This window comes from Paraburkholderia sp., from assembly GCF_026225065.1.
Taxonomy (GTDB): Bacteria; Pseudomonadota; Gammaproteobacteria; order Burkholderiales; family Burkholderiaceae; genus Paraburkholderia.
This window is the reverse complement of the sequence record NZ_JAMFSB010000369.1, coordinates 1-18,056: the sequence shown is the minus strand read 5'-3', so window position 1 is coordinate 18,056 and position 18,056 is coordinate 1. Positions and strand designations below refer to the sequence as shown.

At 63.4% G+C, this 18,056-nt stretch carries 16 protein-coding genes and 1 tRNA gene; 12 read left to right on the top strand and 5 right to left on the bottom strand.

Annotation, left to right across the window (positions count from 1 at the left end; genetic code table 11):
- Window positions 1-70: 70 nt before the first annotated feature.
- The 10 genes from rsmB to M0954_RS25825 all read left to right on the top strand — a co-directional run bounded on the left by rsmB (window position 71) and on the right by M0954_RS25825 (window position 9,418).
- Window positions 71-1,498, top strand: coding sequence for a 16S rRNA (cytosine(967)-C(5))-methyltransferase RsmB (rsmB, locus tag M0954_RS25870; protein ID WP_297356276.1), 1,428 nt, complete (start codon window positions 71-73; stop codon window positions 1,496-1,498).
- Window positions 1,495-2,085: a DUF4390 domain-containing protein gene (locus M0954_RS25865; protein WP_122153071.1), complete on the top strand. Its 591-nt coding sequence runs from the start codon at window positions 1,495-1,497 to the stop codon at window positions 2,083-2,085. Before rsmB ends, M0954_RS25865 begins: the two co-directional genes overlap by 4 nt.
- Entirely contained in the window at window positions 2,075-4,483 is a 2,409-nt protein-coding gene (locus M0954_RS25860) for a PAS domain-containing sensor histidine kinase (protein WP_297356274.1), read from the top strand. The genes M0954_RS25865 and M0954_RS25860 overlap by 11 nt, the downstream gene beginning before the upstream one ends.
- Complete coding sequence (esaR, locus tag M0954_RS25855; protein WP_122153073.1) at window positions 4,484-5,173, top strand: response regulator transcription factor EsaR; 690 nt, start codon at window positions 4,484-4,486, stop codon at window positions 5,171-5,173.
- 99 nt (window positions 5,174-5,272) lie between these two features.
- Window positions 5,273-5,348: transfer RNA gene (locus tag M0954_RS25850), tRNA-Phe, on the top strand.
- Window positions 5,349-5,756: 408 nt separating this feature from the next.
- Window positions 5,757-6,491: a 7-cyano-7-deazaguanine synthase QueC gene (gene queC / locus M0954_RS25845; protein WP_297356272.1), complete on the top strand. Its 735-nt coding sequence runs from the start codon at window positions 5,757-5,759 to the stop codon at window positions 6,489-6,491.
- A 78-nt stretch (window positions 6,492-6,569) separates the two neighbouring features.
- A complete protein-coding gene (gene queE / locus M0954_RS25840) occupies window positions 6,570-7,202 on the top strand; it encodes a 7-carboxy-7-deazaguanine synthase (protein WP_122153075.1) in 633 nt (210 codons plus the stop codon).
- A gap of 9 nt (window positions 7,203-7,211) precedes the next feature.
- Complete coding sequence (queD, locus tag M0954_RS25835) at window positions 7,212-7,655, top strand: 6-carboxytetrahydropterin synthase QueD (RefSeq protein ID WP_122155503.1); 444 nt, start codon at window positions 7,212-7,214, stop codon at window positions 7,653-7,655.
- Between the two features lie 273 nt (window positions 7,656-7,928).
- A complete protein-coding gene (locus M0954_RS25830; protein WP_122153076.1) occupies window positions 7,929-8,711 on the top strand; it encodes an aldolase/citrate lyase family protein in 783 nt (260 codons plus the stop codon).
- Complete coding sequence (locus tag M0954_RS25825; protein ID WP_122153077.1) at window positions 8,708-9,418, top strand: tetratricopeptide repeat protein; 711 nt, start codon at window positions 8,708-8,710, stop codon at window positions 9,416-9,418. The genes M0954_RS25830 and M0954_RS25825 overlap by 4 nt, the downstream gene beginning before the upstream one ends.
- 75 nt (window positions 9,419-9,493) lie before the next feature.
- Here the strand turns inward: M0954_RS25825 and rodA are convergent, their stop codons facing one another.
- The 5 genes from rodA to M0954_RS25800 form a co-directional block, all read right to left on the bottom strand.
- A complete protein-coding gene (rodA, locus tag M0954_RS25820) occupies window positions 9,494-10,642 on the bottom strand; it encodes a rod shape-determining protein RodA (protein WP_122153078.1) in 1,149 nt (382 codons plus the stop codon).
- 10 nt (window positions 10,643-10,652) lie between these two features.
- Window positions 10,653-13,037 (bottom strand): penicillin-binding protein 2, encoded by a 2,385-nt coding sequence (gene mrdA / locus M0954_RS25815; RefSeq protein WP_297356270.1) that lies wholly within the window; start codon window positions 13,035-13,037, stop codon window positions 10,653-10,655.
- 165 nt (window positions 13,038-13,202) lie between these two features.
- Window positions 13,203-13,715: a rod shape-determining protein MreD gene (gene mreD / locus M0954_RS25810; protein ID WP_074263054.1), complete on the bottom strand. Its 513-nt coding sequence runs from the start codon at window positions 13,713-13,715 to the stop codon at window positions 13,203-13,205.
- Window positions 13,712-14,914: a rod shape-determining protein MreC gene (gene mreC, locus M0954_RS25805; protein ID WP_297356269.1), complete on the bottom strand. Its 1,203-nt coding sequence runs from the start codon at window positions 14,912-14,914 to the stop codon at window positions 13,712-13,714. The genes mreD and mreC overlap by 4 nt, the downstream gene beginning before the upstream one ends.
- A 151-nt stretch (window positions 14,915-15,065) precedes the next feature.
- Complete coding sequence (locus M0954_RS25800; protein WP_004189550.1) at window positions 15,066-16,109, bottom strand: rod shape-determining protein; 1,044 nt, start codon at window positions 16,107-16,109, stop codon at window positions 15,066-15,068.
- 378 nt (window positions 16,110-16,487) lie between these two features.
- On the opposite strand from M0954_RS25800, the gene gatC reads away from it, so the two are divergent.
- Window positions 16,488-16,787, top strand: a complete 300-nt coding sequence (gene gatC, locus M0954_RS25795; protein ID WP_122153081.1) for an Asp-tRNA(Asn)/Glu-tRNA(Gln) amidotransferase subunit GatC — start codon at window positions 16,488-16,490, stop codon at window positions 16,785-16,787.
- Between the two features lie 59 nt (window positions 16,788-16,846).
- Window positions 16,847-18,056: amidase family protein (locus M0954_RS25790; RefSeq protein WP_297356266.1), on the top strand; the 1,210-nt coding region annotated here is incomplete at its 3' end.

Genomic DNA, 18,056 nt, shown 5'->3' with positions numbered 1-18,056 from the left:
CGACCGCGCCAAGCTACAATGTGCGCAGTTTGCGCCGCGCGCACCGTGCGGCCCGCCTTTGCCCTGGTTCATGACTTCAAAGCCTTCCACGCGTCCGGTTTCGCCCTCGTCGCGTCCTCGCGAATCACGCCTGTCGGCGCTGCATCTCGCGCCAGAATCGCTGGGTTTTGCGCTCGACTGCGCGGCCCAGGCCGTGGGCGCGGTGCGACTCGGCTCGGCGCTTCCCGCCGCGCTGCAGGCGGTCTTCGTGTCGGCCCCCGAAGGCAGCGCCGCCGCCGCACGCGGCGCGGTGCAGGATATCTCGTACCGCACCATGCGCCGCCTGGCAACGGCGGACTGGTTGATCGCGAAGCTAGTGCGCAAGGCGCCGCCGCCGCACGTCGCCAATCTGCTCGCCTGCGCGCTTGCCTTGCTCGCAGACGCTGAAGAAACAGCAGCTTACTCACCGTTCACCGTCGTCGATCAGGCCGTCAACGCGATTGCCGCGCGCCGCGAGTTCTCGTTTGCAAAGGGTCTCGTCAACGCCGTGCTGCGCAGCTTCTTGCGCGAGCGGGACGCGCTCCTCGCCGCAGCCCAGGACGACGAAGTTGCGCGCTGGAACTATCCGGCCTGGTGGATCGACGCGGTACGCAAAGCGTGGCCCGACAACTGGCAGGACGTACTTGCAACCGGCAACACGCAAGGGCCGCTGACGCTGCGTGTCAACGCGCGCCACTCTACGGTCGACGCCTATTTGCAGGTCTTGCAGAACCACCATATCGACGCTACCCGCGCCGGCGACCACGCCGTGCGCCTGACCACGCCGATGCCGGTCGACCGCATCCCCGGCTTTGACGACGGCATCGTGTCGGTGCAGGACGCCGGCGCGCAACTCGCCGCCGAGTGGCTCGGCGCGCGCGACGGCATGCGTGTGCTGGACGCCTGCGCTGCGCCCGGCGGAAAGACGGGTCATCTGCTCGAGCTGGCCAATCTCGAGCTGGTTGCGCTTGAAAGCGACGCGAGCCGTGCACGCCGTATCGGCGAAAACCTGCAGCGGCTCGGGCTGAACGCTGAAGTACGCATCGGCGATGCCGGCGCCCCCGCGAAGTGGCACGATCCGCTCGACCGCCCCTTCGACCGCATTCTGGCCGATGTGCCGTGTTCCGCCTCGGGCATCGTCCGGCGCCATCCGGACATCCGCTGGTTGCGCCGTGCCTCCGATATCCCAGCGCTCGTCGCCGAACAGCGGCGCATTCTGGCGGCACTCTGGCCGCTGGTGAAGCCCGGCGGCGAGTTGCTTTACGTTACGTGCTCGATCTTTCCCGATGAGGGTGAATTACAGGCGCAGTGGTTTGGAGACAAGTACCAGGATGCGGTACGATTGGACGCGCCGGGGCAGCTGTTGCCCACAGCGGCCCGCGCGCCTGCCGGCGCTCCGGACGGTACCCGTGCGGGACCGGACACCGGCTCGAACCCAGATCACGACGGATTTTTCTACGCGCGCTTTCAGAAACGGTGACCATCAAACGCCTTTTTCCGCTTCGGCTCGTGGCCGTGCTCTGGATGGTGCTGGCCTTTTGGCTGAGCGCGCCCGGCGCGGCGTACGCCGATTCGATCGCGGTACAGCGCGCGTCGCTGCAGTCGGACGGCAGCGGCTGGAGCCTCGATGCGCGGTTTGACTTCGAACTCAACAGCAACCTCGAAGATGCCGTCAACAAAGGCATCCCGCTCTACTTCACGACCGATTTCGAACTGAGCCGGCCGCGCTGGTACTGGTTCGACGAGCAACCGGTGAGCGTGTCGCAGAGCATCCGCCTGTCGTTTCAGCCGCTCACGCGTGAGTACCGCGTGTCGACCGGTGGCCTGCAGCTCGGCTTCAGCACGTTGAAAGACGCGCTGGCGGTGATCCAGCATGTCACTTCCTGGCATGTGATCGATCGCAATCAGGTGCAGAACGGCGAAACCTATACCGCGTCCGTGCGCATGCAACTCGACATCGCACTGATGCCCAAGCCATTCCAGATCGACGCTGTGAACAATCGCGACTGGAATCTCTCTTCTGACTGGAAGCGTTTTACTTTCACGGTGACCGAACGTGCTAAATAAAGTACGCGGTACCGCCAGCGTCAGCAGCATCGTCGTGCGCGTGCTGGTGTCGACGGTGGCGGTCACGGCCGTCCTGCTGCTGGTGTTGCTCGCTGCGGCGAGCGCGAATACCGAGTTCTTCGACCGTTACTATCAATGGCTGTACGCGGCCAACGTTGCAGTAGCGCTGATCTTCCTGATGGTCGTGACGGCGCTCGTCCTGATCATCATCTACCGACTGCGCAAGGGTAAATTCGGTACGCGGCTATTGGCGAAGCTGGCGTTCTTCATGGCGCTGGTTGGCGTAGTGCCGGGCGGCATCATCTACGTTGTGTCGTATCAGTTCGTCTCGCGCAGTATCGAATCGTGGTTCGACGTGAACGTCGAGACTGCACTCACCTCGGGGCTGAATCTGGGGCGCGGCATGCTCGACGCGTCGCTGTCGGATCTGCAGACCAAGGGTCGCTTGATGTCGGAACAGCTTGCCAGCGCCGATGCCGCTGGAACGACGCTGACGCTGCTGCGTCTGCGCGACCAGTTCGGCGTGCAGGACGCGATGATCCTGGAACCGGGGCGCGGCATGAGCGGCATGAACGTGGTGGCCGAGGCGTCGGGCAACTCCGTGACGCTCGTCCCCAACGACTTGCCGACGCCGATGATGATCGATCAGGCCCGCGGTCGCGGTTTTGCCGCGATCGAAGGCGAGGTGGACGGCGATCCGAACGCCAATGGCGGCAAGGGTGCGTTGCGGTTGCGGATCGTGCAGCGCATTCCGGACTCGAACGCGTCGCTGCTGCAGCCCACTGAGCGCTTCCTGCAACTGACGCAGCCGGTGTCGCCGTCGCTGGCCCGCAATGCGGATGCGGTGCAGCGCGCGTATCGCGAGTACCAGGAAAAGGCGCTGGGCCGCACGGGTCTGCGCAAGATGTACATCGGCACGCTGACGCTCGCGCTGTTCCTCGCGACCTTCATCGCCATGATGCTCGCGCTCGCGCTCGGCAATCAGCTTGCGCGGCCGCTGTTCCTGCTTGCGCAGGGCACGAAGGAAGTGACCGAGGGCGACTACACGCCGAAGCGCGAAATCAAGTCGCGTGACGAACTCGGCTTCCTGACGCAGTCGTTCAATGCGATGACGCGGCAGCTTTCCGAGGCGCGCGCGGCGGTCGAAAACAACCGGATCGCGCTTGAGCATTCGAAGGCGTATCTGGAGAGTATTCTCGCCAACCTGACCGCAGGCGTGTTCGTATTCGACCGGCAGTTCCGGCTGACCACCGCGAATCGCGGCGCGGAGCGCATCTTCCGTCAACAGTTCCAGTCGGCGCTCGGTGCCGCGCTCGACCGCATTACCGTGCTGAGCGATTTTGGAGCGATGGTGCGCAAGGCCTTTGCCGACCGCGAAGCGGCCAGCGGCGACGGTCACGATGACCGCGGCCACTGGCAGCAGCAGTTCTCGGTGCAGGTTCCCGGCGAAACCGAACCGCTGACGTTGCTGGTGCGTGGCGCTCGTCTTGTTTCGGCCACCGATCGCGATGCCGAAGACATGCAGACCTCCGGCTACGTGGTGGTGTTCGACGATATCTCCGACGTGATCTCGGCGCAGCGCTCGATCGCCTGGGGCGAAGTGGCGCGGCGTCTCGCGCATGAAATCAAGAATCCGCTCACGCCGATCCAGCTGTCGGCCGAGCGTTTGCAGATGAAGCTGGCGGACAAGCTCACGCCGTCCGACGCCGAGGTGCTCAAGCGCGGCGCGACCACCATCGTCAATCAGGTGGCGGCGATGAAGCAGATGGTGGACAGCTTCCGCGACTACGCGCGCACGCCGCCGGCGGTGCTCGCCAACCTGCAGTTGAACGAACTGGCGAGCGAAGTGCTCACGCTTTACGGCATCGAAGAAGGCAAGAGTGCGATTCATGTGGAACTCGCTGCGTTGCCGGTAATCCGCGGCGATGCGACGCAATTGCGCCAGGTGATCCACAACCTGCTGCAGAATGCTCAGGATGCGGTGTCGGAGATCGAGCATCCACGTGTGCTGCTCGAGACGAGGACAGTAGAATATGGCGATCCCGACGCGGAAGGCAAAGTGCGCGTCGCGGTGCGTCTGACCGTATCGGACAACGGACCGGGCTTCCCCGCACGCATTCTGACGCGTGCATTCGAACCTTACGTGACGACCAAGGCCAAAGGAACAGGGCTCGGCCTCGCGATGGTCAAAAAGATCGTCGACGAGCACGGCGCGCGTATCGACATTCGCAACCGTTTGAAAGCAGGCGATGTGATCGAGGGCGCGCAGATTTCGATCCTCTTTCTTCAATTGGCAGACGATGATGTTGCGGCACCTGGGGCAGGGGGGCCGCGAACGGCGCATGGCAACGCGTCGCAGGGAATGACAAAAGCAACAGTGCAGACAAGGGCAGCGTAAATGGCAACCATCCTCGTGGTAGATGATGAAATGGGCATCCGGGAATTGCTCTCGGAGATCCTGAGCGACGAAGGGCACGTCGTCGAGGCAGCGGAGAACGCGCAGGAAGCGCGTGAGTTCCGGTTGCGCCAGGCACCCGACCTGGTGCTGCTCGACATCTGGATGCCGGACACCGATGGCGTCACGCTGCTCAAAGAATGGGCCGCGCAGGGGCAACTGACGATGCCGGTGATCATGATGTCCGGGCACGCCACCATCGACACGGCAGTCGAAGCCACCAAGATCGGCGCGCTCAATTTTCTCGAGAAGCCGATTGCGTTGCAGAAGCTGCTGAAGGCGGTCGAACAGGGCCTCGCGCGCGGCAATCCGGCGCCTGCGGCGCCTGGCGCGGCGGCGAAACCGGCGCAACCGGTGAGTCCGTCGGCGGTGGCCTCGGCCGCCTCGTTGCCGACGCTCGCGAACGACGGCATCGGTAGCGGCACGCTGGCGGCGCAAACCGCATCGATCTCGTTCGACATTCCGTTGCGCGATGCGCGCGACGCGTTCGAACGTGCGTACTTCGAATATCACCTCGCACGCGAGAACGGCAGCATGACGCGCGTGGCCGAAAAGACGGGGCTCGAACGCACGCACCTGTATCGCAAGCTGAAGCAGCTCGGCGTCGATCTCGGCAAGAACAAAGGGGAGTAAGGCGGACGCCCCCGCAAGCAGGGCGGCCGCGGCAGCAAAAATTTTGGGAAGGGGGCTTGAGCGGTAGAGGGCCCTTTGATATACTCTCGCTTCTTCGTTGGCCCGGTAGCTCAGTTGGTAGAGCAGCGGATTGAAAATCCGCGTGTCGATGGTTCGATTCCGTCCCAGGCCACCAGGATTCAGCCCCAGGAACTCGCAAGATTCCTGGGGCTTTTCCTTTTCTGATGGGTGCCAGGCGCACGGTTTGCGACCACGCTACGCCGGTGCAATAAGCGCGGTACGGGCTCGGGGCGGCATTGTGCGGCGCGTGATAAAATCGCGCCAGTTCAAGGACTTGCGCGTTCATCTGACAAGTCCTTTTGTTTTTAGGGGTGGCATCTGGCACCGGCTTAACGGCCTTGCTGCATCGCGCACGAACCCCTGCGTCCGACGATTAGCGGTATAAGCGCCAGCGACTCTGGGCAAGGATGGCGCGGCCTATACTGCTTGAGCCGGCTGTCACGCCGGCACGCGTCGCGCCGTGTTGCTGCATGGCGCACACCGCGCAGCGCGACGTGGCACTCATCATTCACGGAGTTTCACGGTGATCCGTAAAGACGCTAAGAGTAGCGCTCTGGTGCTGTTTTCCGGCGGTCAGGACTCGGCCACGTGCCTTGCCTGGGCGCTCGAACGATACGAAACGGTCGAGACACTCGGCTTCGATTACGGGCAGCGGCATCGGGTCGAACTGGAGTGCCGTGAAGGCTTTCGCGACGCTGTCGTCCGGGCCGTTCCGCCTTGGGCCGATCGCCTCGGCGACGATCACATGATCGACCTGTCGGTGCTCGGTTCGATCAGCGATACCGCGATGACCCGCGAGATCCAGATCGAAGCGACGGCCAACGGTTTGCCGAATACCTTCGTGCCGGGCCGCAACCTGATGTTCATGACGATCGCTGCGGCGATTGCCTATCGGCGCGGACTGCAGGTGCTGGTGGGCGGCATGTGCGAGACGGACTTTTCGGGCTATCCCGATTGCCGCGACGACACCATGAAAGCGCTGCAGGTCGCGCTCAACCTCGGCATGGATCAGCGCTTCCTGCTGGAAACGCCGCTGATGTGGCTCGACAAGGCCGATACGTGGCGTCTCGCGCATGAACTGGGTGGCGACGAGCTGGTCGAGCTGATCCGCGTCGAGACGCATACGTGCTACCTCGGCGAACGGGCTGAGCTGCATGCGTGGGGCTTCGGCTGCGGCGAATGTCCTGCGTGCCGTCTGCGCAAGCGCGGCTACGAGGCCTATCTGGCCGGCGAGAAGGTCACAGAAGCTCCCGTTTGATCTGCCCGCCCACCTGGTGATCCATGGGGCGGTGGCAACCTTAATCAGGCGTCCCTGCGGCGCCAGGCAGAAAGCAGCATGACGTACGCGGTCAAGGAAATCTTCTACACATTGCAGGGCGAGGGCGCGAATGCCGGACGTCCGGCAGTGTTTTGCCGGTTCGCCGGCTGCAATCTGTGGTCGGGCCGCGAGGAAGACCGCGCGGCTGCGGTGTGCCGCTTCTGCGATACGGACTTTGTTGGCACAGACGGCGAGAACGGCGGCAAGTACCGCACGGCCGCAGACCTGGTGGCCATGATCGCTTCGCAATGGCCCGAAGGCGAGGGCGAGCGTTTTGTCGTCTGTACCGGCGGCGAACCGATGCTGCAGATGGACCCGCCTTTCGTCGATGCGCTGCACGCCGCCGGCTTCGAAATTGCCATCGAGACTAATGGCTCGTTGCCGGTGCTCGAGACGATCGACTGGATCTGCGTGAGCCCGAAGGCCGATGCGCCGCTGGTCGTCACCAAAGGCAACGAACTGAAAGTCGTGATTCCGCAGGACAACCAGCGTCTGTCCGAGTACGCAGCGCTCGACTTCGAATATTTCCTCGTCCAGCCTATGGACGGCCCGTCGCGCGACATCAACACGAAACTCGCGATCGACTGGTGCAAACGCCATCCGCAATGGCGCCTGTCGATGCAGACCCACAAGTATCTGAACATTCCCTGATTCGCCGTGCTGACGATTACCCGAAAACTCGAATTCGACGCGGGCCACCGCATCCCCGATCACCGTAGCCAGTGCCGCAATCTGCACGGGCATCGCTATGTGCTCGAAATCACGCTGCAAGGCGATCTCGTCGAAACGGAAGGCGCCCCCGATCGCGGCATGGTGATGGACTTTGCGGACGTGAAGTCGCTCGCCGTCGAACACCTCGTCGACAAGTGGGATCACGCGTTTCTCGTCTATGAAGGCGACACGCAGGTGCGCGGTTTTCTGGATTCGATGCCGGGCCACAAGACGGTCGTGCTCGATCGCATCCCCACCGTTGAAAATCTCGCCGCGGTCGCGTTCGATCTGCTCGCGAACGTCTACGACGCGCACTACGGCGTGAATCTGCGTCTGCACAAGGTGCGCCTCTATGAGACGCCGAATTGCTGGGCCGATGTGGTCCGCGACTGAGCCGCACGCAAGCGTCAACGAGCCAGCAACAAACGGGCAATTGCGCGGCAGCTACCCGGCAATCACGCCGCAAGCGCACGGCAATTCCCCAGCAACCACGCGGCAAGCGGCCCGCGCCTCAGCGGCCGCGTTATTGTCACGGTATGATCGTTTCGATAACCACCTGGAGCGAGACATGCCGGTCACCGCACTGCAAAGTGGGCACCCAGCCCGCAGCACCAGCTTCTTCTGCCGTACGTCACGCGGTCTTGTGCATCGCGGCGGGGTACGCTCATGAGCACGCTTACGAACCCCCTCAAACAACGTCTCGCGGAAGCTGAACCGCTCTTCGGGTTATGGCTCTCGCTCGGCAGCGAAAGCGCCGCCGAGGCGCTCGCGCACGCCGGGTACGATTGGCTGCTGATCGACATGGAACACGCGCCCAACGACAGCGGCGACGTCACCGGCCAGTTGCGCGCGATTGCTGCTGCGCACTTGCCGAGCGAACCGGTCGTGCGTGTGCCGGCAAGCGAAGGATGGCTCGTCAAGCGCGTGCTCGACGCGGGCGCCCGGACGTTGATGTTCCCGAACATCGAGTCTGCAGAGGAAGCGGCGCATGCCGTGCGCCTTACCCAATATCCGACCGCCGATGCGCGCGACGGCCTGCGTGGCGTTGCAGGTGCAGTTCGGGCGGGCTCGTACGGCATGCGGCGCGACTACGTGCAGAACGCAAACGCGCAGATCGCCACGATCGTGCAGATCGAATCCGCGAAGGCGGTGCACGAAGTGGAGAAGATTGCCGCCACGCCCGGCGTCGATTGCGTGTTCATCGGACCTGCCGATCTTGCCGCGAGCCTTGGTCATCTGGGCGACTCGAAGCATCCCGATGTGCAGGCTGCTATGAGCCACGTGGTGGCGGCGGCCAACAAGGCCGGGATTGCGACCGGCATTTTTGCCATGGATTCTGCCGGCGCGCGACAGTATCGCGAGGCTGGTTTTCGTTTTATCGCGGTGGCAGCTGATGTCGTCTGGCTGCTGCGTGCGACGCGTCAAGCGCTGCAGGAGGTGCGGTCATGAAGGGTATTTCGCAGTTTGCCGTGCGCGCTGCGGTGGGCATCGTGGCCACCTGTGCTGCGTTCGCGGCATCCGCTGCGCTGAACACGCAGGACAAGCCGTCTCAGGCGGATCCGGAAACGCAGACAGCGGTCGCGGACTACAACGCGGGCAACTTCGGTCCGGCGCTCAGCGAATTCCATAAGGCGGCCGAGCACGGCAGCCGGCTCGCCGAATTCAACTACGCGATGATGCTGATCAACGGTGAGGGCACGGCGGTCAACGTCGATGAAGGCAAGAAGTGGCTGCGCAAGGCCGCCGATGCAAACATGTCCCACGCGCAGTACGTGTACGGCAAGATGTACGACGATGGCGAATTCGTTGGCCGCGATCCGGCCGAGGCGCATCGCTGGTTCCTGAAGGCCGCGCAGCAGGGGCATGTGCAGGCTGAGCTGGCGCTGGCGAACCAGTTTCTGGATGGCCGCGGCACGGCGCGCGACAATCGCCAGGCGTTCATCTGGTACAAGAAGGCCGCGCAAGGCGGCGACATGACGGCGCAGTACGTCGCCGGCTCGTTCTACGAGCGCGGCGGCGATGGCGTGGACAAGAACCTGAACGTGGCGCGCGCTTACTATGCAGCGGCGGCGGCGCAGGGTGATCCGGCGGCCAAGCTCAAGTATCAGCAACTCAGCGCGCAATTGCGCGACGAGCACGAGGCGAAGCCGCAGTAGCACGGGTTGCCCGCACAGGTTCCGGGCTCCTAAACGCGTAAATGAAGAAGGGGCGCAGATGCGCCCCTTCTTCATTTAACTTTGCATCAACCGCTTCTGTCGCCCGACGCTCATGATGAGGCCAGTCGCAACCCCGAGCGTGATCAACGCGGTGCCCCCGTAGCTCATGAACGGTAGCGGCACGCCGACTACCGGCAAGATCCCGCTCACCATGCCGATGTTGACGAATGCGTAGGTGAAAAAGGCCATCGTAAGCGAGCCGGCCAACAATCGCCCGAATAGCGTGGCGCCGTTGGCCGCTATATACAGGCCGCGCGCGATCAACGCCATATACAACACCAGCAGCACGATCCCGCCCGCCAGTCCGAATTCCTCGGAGAACACCGCAAAAATAAAGTCGGTGTGCTTCTCAGGAATGAATTCCAGGTGCGCCTGGGTGCCCTTCAACCATCCCTTGCCGAGCGGGCCGCCAGAGCCGATCGCAATCACCGCCTGAATGGTGTGGAAGCCCTTGCCGAGCGGATCGGAAGTTGGATCGAGCAGCGTGCAGATACGGTGCTTCTGGTAATCGTGCATCAGCGGCCACTGCACCTCGGGCTGGCAGATCTTGTCCTGAAACACCGCGATCGAAGTGACCGCGATCGCCGCAGCAACGAGCACCGGGACGATCAGCTTGAAACTCAGACCCGCGAAATAGATGACGAACAGACCCGCCGCGAAGACCAGCACCGCGGTCCCGAGGTCAGGCTGCTTGGCGATCAGGGCGACGGGCACGACGAGGATGATCAGCCCCACCAGGAAGTCGTACCAGCGCATCACGCCTTCGCGGCGCTGGTAGTACCACGCGAGCATCAGCGGCGTGGCGATCTTCATGATCTCGGACGGCTGGATCACCACGCCGACGTTGATCCAGCGTTTGGCTCCCTTACGCGTGAGGCCGAATAGCGCCACCGCCACCAGCAACGCGATGCCGAAGGTATAAAGCGGGACCGCGAAGCGCATCAGCGTGGTGGGCGGCACGTTGGCGAGCGCCCACATCAGCACGAAGGTCAGCATGATGTTGCGCAACTGGTCTTCGACCTTGCCGGGCATATCGAGCGTGGCGCTGTACAGCGTGACGATGCCGACGCACATCAGCAGAAACACCGCGAGTGCGAGCGGGCGGTCGAAGCCGATGAACATCTTCTTGATGCGATCGAGCCAGGCGCGCTTGTCGAATTGCATGCCTTTCTCCTTACTCGTCGATGCCGCCGGAAACCGGCTGGCGGGGTGACGTGGGCTGAATGCTGTCGTCGCGCGACGGCGCAGCTGCACTAGGCGCGGGGTCGCTCGCGGGGCGCGGATGGCGCGGGCCGGATTTGCGCGGCACGGGTGTTTTCGCGGGCGCCGAGGCGGGGTCATCCAGCATCTTTGTGGCGACGAACGGAGCGGAGGCATCGGCTGCCGTTGCGGCGACCGGTTTGGCTCTTTCCTTATCCGTAGGTGTTGTGACGACAGGGCCGCCCGGCGCTGCAGGCGCAACGTCCGAAGCCGCCGACGCCGCAGAAGGCGCCGATGCCCCAGCCGCATTCGACGCAGCGCCAGGTATCGGTAACGGCGTGAAACCTGCGGCGACGGAAGCCGGCTGCACGATCTCGACGGAGGTCGGCGCTGCACCGATCACCGGCGCCGACGCGTCCGCCGTTGCCGAAGCCGCCGCAGCGACAGCCGCCGCTTCGGCCCCTGGCTTCTGCCGGTCGATGAGGTAATAGTCGAGCACGTGGCGCGCGATCGGTCCGGCTACTTCCGCACCCCAGCCGCCGTTTTCCACGATCAGTGCGAGCGCGATCTTCGGATTGTCTGCTGGCGCGAATGCGATAAAGAGCGCGTGGTCACGCAGATTTTCAGGGATTGCATGGCCCTTGTAGTTAGCGCCCTGCAGCGAATACACCTGGGCCGTACCGGTCTTGCCGGCGGCCTGATACGGCGCGCCGATGAAGACCTTCGACGCCGTGCCGCTGGTCACAACGCCGACCATCGCGCGCTTGACGATATCAATATCGGCCTGTGGCACGTTGATGCGGCCATCGTCCTTCGGCACGGTCAGACGCGTGTCCTTGGTGATCGGATTTTCGACTTCCTTCACCAGGTGAGGCTTCAACACGACGCCGTTGTTGGCCAGCGTGGCGACCGCGTGGGCGAGCTGCAGGATCGTGAACGAGTTGTAGCCCTGGCCGATCCCGAGACTGATCGTCTCGCCTTCGTACCAGCGCTGTTGTTCAGGCTTGCGGTAGGCCTTGCGCTTCCATTCGGTGGAAGGAAGAATGCCCTTCGCTTCGCCGGCAATGTCGATGCCGGTGATCTGCCCGAAGCCCCACGGTTTCATGAAGCCGGCGATCGCATTGACGCCCAGGTCGTGCGCCAGCATGAAGAAATACGTGTCGTTCGACACGACGATGGCGCGGTTCAGGTCGATCCAGCCTTGGCCCGAACGCACGTCGTTGCGGAACGTATGGCCGCCGAACGTGTAGGAGCCTGGATCCTGGAAGCCCCAGCTCGGCGTGCGTTTGTGTAGCGTCAGTGCTGCGAGCGCCATGAACGGTTTGTAGGTCGAACCCGGCGGGTAGGTGCCGTGCAGCGGCCGGTTCAGCAACGGGTGATCGGGAGAGTTGTTCAGCTCGTCCCAGGTCTGCTGGTCGATGCCGTCCACGAACGAGTTCGGATCGAAGCTCGGCGCCGAGACGAAGGCGAGCACGTCGCCGGTCGCGGGTTCGATTGCCACCAGCGCGCCGCGCTTGCCCGCAAACGCCTGCTCGGCGACTTGCTGCAGGCCGATATCGAGCGACAGTACGAGGTTGTTGCCCGGCGTCGCCTGAGTGCGCGATAAGGTGCGCACCGGGCGTCCACCCGCCGTCACTTCCACTTCTTCGAAGCCGGTCTGGCCATGCAGCTCAGTCTCGTAGCTCTGCTCGACACCGATCTTGCCGATGTAGTCCGTGCCCTTGTAGTTGTTCGCGTCGAGGCGCGGATCGTAGTGATCCGGATCCTTGTCGTTCTCGTCGCTGGCTTCGTCGATGCGGTCCTGATCGCGCTGCGAAATACGCCCGATATAGCCGATCACGTGTGCCGCCGTCGCCCCAAGCGGGTACTGACGGAACAGACGCGCGCGCACTTCGACGCCAGGAAAGCGGAATCGCTGCGCGGTGAAGCGCGCGACTTCGTCGTCGGTGAGGCGGGTGCGGATCGGCAGGCTCTCGAAGTTCTTCGAGTCTTCCTGCAGCTTCTTGAAGTTGCGCCGGTCGCGGGCGTCGATGGTAATGACGGTCGCGAGATTGTCGATGACGTTGTCGAGCGTGTCGTTCAGCTTCGAAGGCGTGATTTCCAGCGTGTAGGCCGAGTAGTTCTTCGCCAGCACGACACCGTTACGGTCCGTGATGATGCCGCGATTGGGAACGATCGGCGCCACCGAGATGCGGTTCTCATCGGCTTGCAGCGAGTACTTGCTGTAGTGCCAGACCTGCAGGAACAGGAAGCGGAAAACGATCAGCCCAAAGCAGACGAACACGAACAGGCCCGCCGCCGCGACCCGCAGGCGGAACTTCGAGAGCTGTTGTTGAGTGTCCTTGAATTCGGCTGCCATGCTTTTGATCAAAAGGCCGCGAAACGGCCGTCAGGTAAAGGTGTCCAGCCGGCGCTCGTGGCCGGGAGGGAAGAGCTGTGCGGATCGAGCGAATTCCGCGAACCATCGCCTGGCGTCTTCGACATCTTTAGCGTGTTCAAGGAGGGGCTCGATGCGCGCACTGCGCTAAATGGGACGGGTGTCGTCCGGATCGGCCGGACGGCGCTGCGGCATCAGCAGCAGCACACTTGCAACGGGCCACAGGGCAGCTTCGACGAACCCGTCGATCAGGTAGCCCCAGCCCGGAAAAGCCGCGCCCATCAGTAGACGGATGACGAAGGGCACAAGTTGCGCGATGACCAATAATGGCATCACGGCAAAGGTCTGCACGCCCATTGGCATCCACAATACTCGCCGGTGGATCGTGATGGCGCCGTACGACAGCAGCGTATACGCCAACGCATGCTCGCCGAGCAGGCTGGCGTTGTGGACGTCCATCAGGATGCCGAGCAGGAAGGCGATGCCCATGCCGACCTTGCGCGGTTGGTGCACGTTCCAGAACAGCAGCACCAGCGCAACAAAGTCAGGTACGCCGATCAGGCGCCCCCACGGCATCAGGTTCAGCAGGAAGGCGGCTGCCAGGCTGAAGGAGATGAAGTACGGATTGACCGGTTGCAGGATGTACTGAGGGCGGTTCACTCGTCGATCCCCCCCGTGGCCGGTTGTTTCGTGGCGCCCGTGGCGGGCTTTCCGTCGGCGGCCGATCCCGAGGCCGGTCGTCCGGTGGCGGCCCGGATAGCGGCCAGACGTTCAGCCGCCGCTTTCTTCTCTCTGGCCTGTTTCGCGTCGACACCCTTCTTCTCCGCTTCTGCCAAAGCGGGTTTTGCTGCCGAAGCTGGCTTTGCCGCCGAGGCCGGCTTTGCAGCGGCCGCCGCAGTGGAGGCCGGCGCGGCAGCTTTAGCGTTCTTGTCCGGGGCTTTCTCTGCGGGTTTCGCGCCCTTCTTCGCCTTCGCTTCTTTCGCCGAGCTGGCCGCATCAGGTTCGTCAGCCGGACGCGGCGGCACCGTGTTCACATAGTGAAGCACCAGCAACTGGCGCGCACCGCGCACCGGTGCAACCGGCAGGCACACCACGTGGGCAAAGGCGGTGTCGGCCAGCTTGTCGACCCGTACGACCTTGGCGACCGGCAGCCCCGGCGGATAGGTGCCGTCGAGGCCGCTCGTCACCAGTTCGTCGCCTGTCTGCAGATCCGCGCTGATCGGCACAAAGCGCAGATCGAGCGTATCGCCCTTCGGCGTGCCGTAAATCACGCTGCGCAGACCTGTGCGCACGACCTGCACCGGCACGGCCTGGTCCTTGTCGGTGAGGAGCGTGACCTCCGCCTGCAGCGGAAACACGCGCGTGACCTGACCGATCACGCCGTCTTCATTGACGACCGGCGAACCGTTCTGAATGCCTTGCTGCGAGCCCCGTCCAATGATGACCTTCTGCGTGAACGGGTCGCGCGTGTCGTACTGGATTTCGGTCGGAATCGACTGGGTGGTCATGCGCTGCGAGAGTTGCAGCAGCGAGCGCAGATGCTCGTTCTCGGCGGACAATGCGGATGCCGTATTGGCCTGCAGCGAGAGTTGCAGGTTCTTCTTGCGCAGCTCGTCGTTCTGACCGCGCAGCGTTGCGCTGGTCACCGCCAGATCCGCCGCGCCCATGAAGATGTCGCGCGGCACGAGCGCGGCGCGCTGCAGCGGATACAGACCCGCTCCCAACATGCCGCGGACGATCTCGAGCGTCCTGAAGCGCGCATCCGAGATCAGCAGGACGAACGCCAGCAGCACGAAGAAAATCAGTCGTGCGAGTGCGGAGGGGCCTTGCTTGAACAGAGGCGGCGGACTGTATTCCATGGTCGGCGCCGGGGGCGTGAGCGGTTGGGTATGACTGCGGCGCGAAAGCGCGCGTCAGTGCGCGGTGGCTGGATGAACCAGCTCAAGACAGGCCAACCCCAAGAAGGCTAGCTGTCCGATCCGCGCTGCTGACATGGAGCCAGGCTCTCGCTTACTCGTACGAGAAGATGCTGCCGAGCTTGTCCATGCGCTCGAGGGCCATGCCCGAGCCACGCACGACGCAAGTCAGCGGGTCTTCGGCGACGAGCACCGGCAGGCCGGTTTCTTCCGCCAGCAGACGATCCAGGTCGCGCAGCAGTGCGCCGCCACCCGTCAACATCATGCCGCGCTCGGCGATGTCGGCGCCAAGTTCCGGCGGCGTCTGTTCGAGCGCAATCTTTACCGACGACACGATCTGGTTCAGCGGATCGGTGAGGGCTTCGAGGATTTCGTTGCTGGAGATCGTAAAGCTGCGCGGGATACCTTCCGACAGGTTGCGGCCCTTCACTTCCATTTCCTTGACTTCCGAGCCCGGGAACGCGGAGCCAATTTCCTTCTTGATCGCTTCAGCGGTTTGTTCGCCGATCAGCATGCCGTAGTTGCGGCGGATGTAGTTGACGATGGCTTCGTCGAACTTGTCGCCACCGACGCGCACCGAACCCTTGTAGACGATGCCGCCGAGCGAGATCACGCCGACTTCGGTCGTGCCGCCGCCGATGTCCACCACCATCGAGCCAGTAGCTTCCGAAACCGGCAGGCCGGCGCCAATGGCCGCGGCCATCGGTTCTTCGATCAGATAAACCTGCGAGGCGCCTGCACCGTGAGCCGCTTCCTTGATGGCGCGGCGTTCCACCTGGGTGGAACCGCACGGCACGCAGATGATGATGCGCGGCGACGGCGAGAACATGCGCGATTCGTGCGCCGTCTTGATGAACTGCTTGATCATCTGCTCGGTGACGGTGAAGTCGGCGATCACGCCGTCTTTCATCGGGCGGATCGCCTCGATGTTGCCCGGCACCTTGCCAAGCATCTGCTTGGCTTCCTTGCCGACCGCCTGAATGGTTTTCTTGCCGTTGGGACCGCCTTCCTGGCGGATAGACACAACTGACGGTTCGTCAAGAACGATACCTTTGCCACGCATGTAGATGAGCGTGTTGGCAGTGCCAAGGTCAATCGCCAGATCGTTAGAGAAGTAGCTGCGCAAAAAACCGAACATTCAAAATCCTGTCTCGCTTGGAGCCTGGCCTCGCAACATTGCGTAGGGCGGCAGCGGAAAAAATAACAGCTTCAACCGGGCGGATACTGCGCCACAGAGACTTGAAGCTGCGGGGGGAATCTACCGGAGGTACGAACAAGACCGCATCTATCTCCGAATCATTTTTGTGGGAAATGACCAGAAAGGTCCTGGTAAGTCGGTCCGGGTTTGGGTCGAACGCGTAATGATACCTTATAATTTTGCTTGATTTAAAGGAAACGGTTGGCACTTTTTGCCACCGCTGGCCCCTTTTTCGAGGGCCTCCTCCAGTATCGTAAGCCGCTGTTACAGCTTTGTTTTTCCGCACTGTGACAGTTCGCTACATTTTCCGGTGACCGCATGGCTCTGACCCTGACCGATGTTAAGCGTATCGCGCATCTTGCGCGCCTCGAACTGGCCGACGCCGAAGCCGAGCACACGCTTGTCCAGCTGAATGATTTTTTCGGGCTTGTCGAGCAGATGCAGGCCGTCGACACCAAGGGCATCGAACCGCTCGCCCATCCGATCGAGCAGATCGAAGATGTTGCACTGCGTCTGCGCGAAGACGCTGTGACGGAAATCGTCCAGCGCGACGAATTCCAGCGCCCCGCGCCTGCTGTGCAGGAAGGGCTGTACCTGGTGCCGAAGGTGATTGAATAAAAAACACGGGTGCGGCGCGCGGTGTTTGCTGCGTTGCCATACCCTTCAGGAAAAACGCAATGCATGAAAAAAGCTTGACCGAACTGCGTGCCGCCCTTGCTGCGAAAGGATGCTCCGCAGTCGAACTGGCGCAGCTCTATCTGAAGCGGATCGAGGTAGCCAATAGCCTGAACGCCTTCGTCCAGGTCGACGCCGATCTCACCCTCGAGCAGGCCAAAGCCGCCGACGCGCTGCTGCACACCGGCCACGCCGGCCCGCTGGTCGGCCTGCCGATCGCCCACAAGGACGTGTTCGTGACGCGCGGCTGGCGCTCAACCGCCGGCTCGAAGATGCTCGCCAATTACGCCAGCCCGTTCGACGCGACCGTGGTCGACCGTCTGAAGCGCGCCGGCATGGTGTGCCTCGGCAAGACCAATATGGATGAGTTCGCGATGGGCTCGTCCAATGAGAATTCGTACTTCGGCCCGGTGCAGAACCCATGGGACACCAGGGCGGTGCCCGGCGGTTCGTCCGGTGGCTCGGCGGCTGCCGTGGCCGCGCGTCTTGCGCCGGCAGCAACCGGCACGGACACGGGCGGCTCGATCCGCCAGCCCGCGTCGTTCTCCGGCATCACCGGCATCAAGCCGACCTACGGCCGCGTGTCGCGCTACGGCATGATCGCGTTCGCGTCGTCGCTGGACCAGGGTGGTCCGATGGCGCGCAGCGCCACGGACTGCGCGCTGCTGCTCAACGCCATGGCCGGTTTCGACGAGCGCGATTCGACCAGCCTCGTGCGCGACGACGAAGACTACACGCGCTATCTCGGCCAGAGCTGGTCGCCTGACGCGGCCGCTGGTGCTGGTGCCGCGGGCAAGCCGCTCGCGGGCCTGCGCATCGGCCTGCCGAAGGAATACTTCGGCGCCGGCCTCGCCGACGACGTGCGCGCCTCGATCGATGCCGCGTTGAAGCAATATGAAGCGCTCGGCGCCACGCTAGTCGAGGTAACGCTGCCGAAGACCGAGCTGTCGATCCCCGTGTATTACGTGATCGCGCCGGCGGAAGCCTCGTCGAACCTGTCGCGTTTCGACGGCGTGCGCTATGGCCACCGCGCCGCGGAGTACCGCGATCTGCTCGACATGTACAAGAAGTCGCGCGCCGAAGGCTTCGGCCCGGAAGTGAAGCGCCGCATTCTGGTGGGCGCCTACGTGCTGTCGCACGGCTATTACGACGCGTACTACCTGCAGGCGCAGAAGATCCGCCGCATCATCGCAAACGACTTCCAGCAGGCGT